This is a genomic window from Autumnicola tepida (genome assembly GCF_031846485.1).
In the GTDB taxonomy this organism is placed as follows: domain Bacteria; phylum Bacteroidota; class Bacteroidia; order Flavobacteriales; family Flavobacteriaceae; genus Autumnicola; species Autumnicola tepida.
Window position 1 is genome coordinate 1 of record NZ_JAVRHQ010000062.1, and the last position, 2,451, is coordinate 2,451.

The window sequence follows — 2,451 nt, forward strand, 5'->3', positions numbered from 1 at the left end:
TCTCGGCTATCGCCAGTTGCGGGAGTTAGGACGCGGAGTTGTCGGCTTATTTGTTTATTTCCTGGTTTCTAAAATTACACTTTATTGATGATACCCGTTATTGGCGATGAGCCGTTGTTAGCCACAGTTAATACTCGACAGTTGTTGTGTAGTTTGAAAGTTTCCATATATCACCTTCTTCTTTTTTAAAAAACATTATTAAAGAGGCGCCAGAATCTTTTGTTCTATGTTTTTCATTATTCATTATTGCTCCAACTGTAGAGACTACTAGATCATTATTTTCATTACTTAAAAATGAATTGAAATAATAGGTCAAATTTTTATCAGTTGTTTTTCTTGAATTTTTAAGGATTTCTAAACTATTTTCGTTCAGTTTTGATCGGTTAAAATTAAAATAGTCTAAATTATTTTCTAAAAGTTTAATTGCTAAATCTTTTTCATCTTGTGCTAATTTAGAATTACTCATTATAGAATTTCTTCTACTTGAATCTATTGGATTTGAACTTTGTTTATATTCTATCCGTATAATTTTATCGTGCTGGCTTTTAAAAGTATCAAGAACAACATCAATTATTTTATGATAATCAATTGTTGAAACCTTCTTCTCAATTTTTTCTTCGGGAATTTTTATTCTCGAATGATTATTTTCTTTACAAGAACAGAAAGAAATTATTAAAATTAAATAAATAAATATTTTCATCGGGATCTTGGAATTAATTGTGGCTAACGGTTTCGTATATCGACAAGTGGCGCGGAATTATGGATGCGGCTTTGTCGGCTTAACGGTTTTGTTTGTTATGGAAACTAATTTAATTCTTTTCTATGAAACCCGCCATTTGCGATATACGTTGTGCCTGTTGCACAAGTTAGCCAAAAGTGCTAATTTACTTTATGCAAGGCAAGAAAAATTATCAGGAAAAACTTTTCACTTCCTTCCGTCTCAGTGACAGGATACCGAAAGAAAATTTTTACCGACGTTTAAAAGCAGCCCTGAACCTGGAGTTTCTTTATCCTCTTACCCAGAAGTTCTATGGGGAGAGTGGACAAAAAAGCATCGACCCTGTAGTCTTTTTCAAGATCTGCCTGGTGGGATACCTGGAAAACATCACTACTGATCGTGGGGTCATGAACCACTGCGCAATGCGGCTGGACATCCTTTACTTCTTAGGATATGATGTGGATGAAGAACTGCCCTGGCACAGTACCATTAGCCGTACCCGCCAGCTTTTTCCTGAAGACATATTTGAGGAAGTTTTCACCAAAGTCTTAAAACTGTGTATGGAAGCCGGGCTGGTAAGCGGACACACCCAGGCAATTGACTCTGCTCCTGTAAAGGCCAATGCTTCGATGGACAGCCTGGAGATCAAAGTCCCGGCAGAAGAGCTGGAAGAGCATCTTTCCAAGGTACGTGTACAAAGCAGCAGGGACCGAAGAGCAAAAGGCAACAAAGCTCCTGAAGAACAGCAAAAAATTACCGCCAGTAAAAAGGAACTTCAGGAAATAAAAAGCCGGAACAAAAAATGGAGCCAGGACCAGGACATGCGCCCCGGGGCCAAAAACAAAGGCAGCAGGTATACCAGCAACAAAACACATTACAGCCCAACAGATCCCGATGCAAGGATTAGTGTCAAACCCGGCAAGGCCAGAAAACTGAACTACCTGTGCAACCTCGCAGTAGATATTGAAGCACACGTCATTACTGATGTACGGGCTTATCACGCAGATAAAAAAGATACTAAACACCTGCAGGATACTGCCACAAGGCTCAACAGGCGCCTGCGCCGGGAAGGCCTCATCTGGGAGAATGTACTGGCAGATGCCGGTTACAGCAGTGGAGAAAATTACGCATACTTCGAGAGAAAAGGCCTTACCACTTACATTCCACCACACGGAACTTATAAAGGCGGACCTGAAGGATTTGAGTATATCAAAGAAGGTAATTACTGGTTGTGCCCACAGGGAAAGAAAGTTACCTTCAGAAAGCAGAAGATGGAAAATGGCAATCTAAAAGACAATTATTTTACCACACGTGCCGATTGTAAAGGCTGTCCCATAAAGCAGGCCTGCATCGGCAAGAGCCATGAAAAAAGGATAAACATTACCGCCTATCGGGAGGAATATGAACGGAATATCGAACGGGTAAAGAGCAGGCGTGGCCGCTACATGAAAGGCAAACGTCAAAGCACTGTAGAACCTGTTTTTGGAACCCTCAAAGAGTTCCTGGGGCTACGGAAAATAACTACCATTGGAATCAAACAGGCCAATAAGTGCATGCACTTGGCGGCCATCGCTTATAACCTAAAGAAATACCTGAAATTCACCCATAAAAGAGTGAAATCCGGGGCAGGACAGCTTGCTCTGCTGTTTTCACCAAAAAACCTATTACAGGAAGCCCACAGTTCATTTTTAAGGAACCTGAATTTTGCTCACAGCCAACCCAATCTATAAAAG

General features: G+C 40.4%; 2 protein-coding genes. One reads left to right on the forward strand and one right to left on the reverse strand.

The window, feature by feature from the left end:
* Positions 1-127: 127 nt before the first annotated feature.
* On the reverse strand, positions 128-700 hold the full coding sequence (locus tag RM553_RS19280; protein WP_311536599.1) for a hypothetical protein: 573 nt from the start codon (positions 698-700) through the stop codon (positions 128-130).
* Positions 701-891: 191 nt separating this feature from the next.
* Between RM553_RS19280 and RM553_RS19285 the strand changes: the two genes are divergently transcribed.
* A complete protein-coding gene (locus tag RM553_RS19285; RefSeq protein WP_311536600.1) occupies positions 892-2,448 on the forward strand; it encodes an IS1182 family transposase in 1,557 nt (518 codons plus the stop codon).
* Positions 2,449-2,451: the final 3 nt, after the last annotated feature.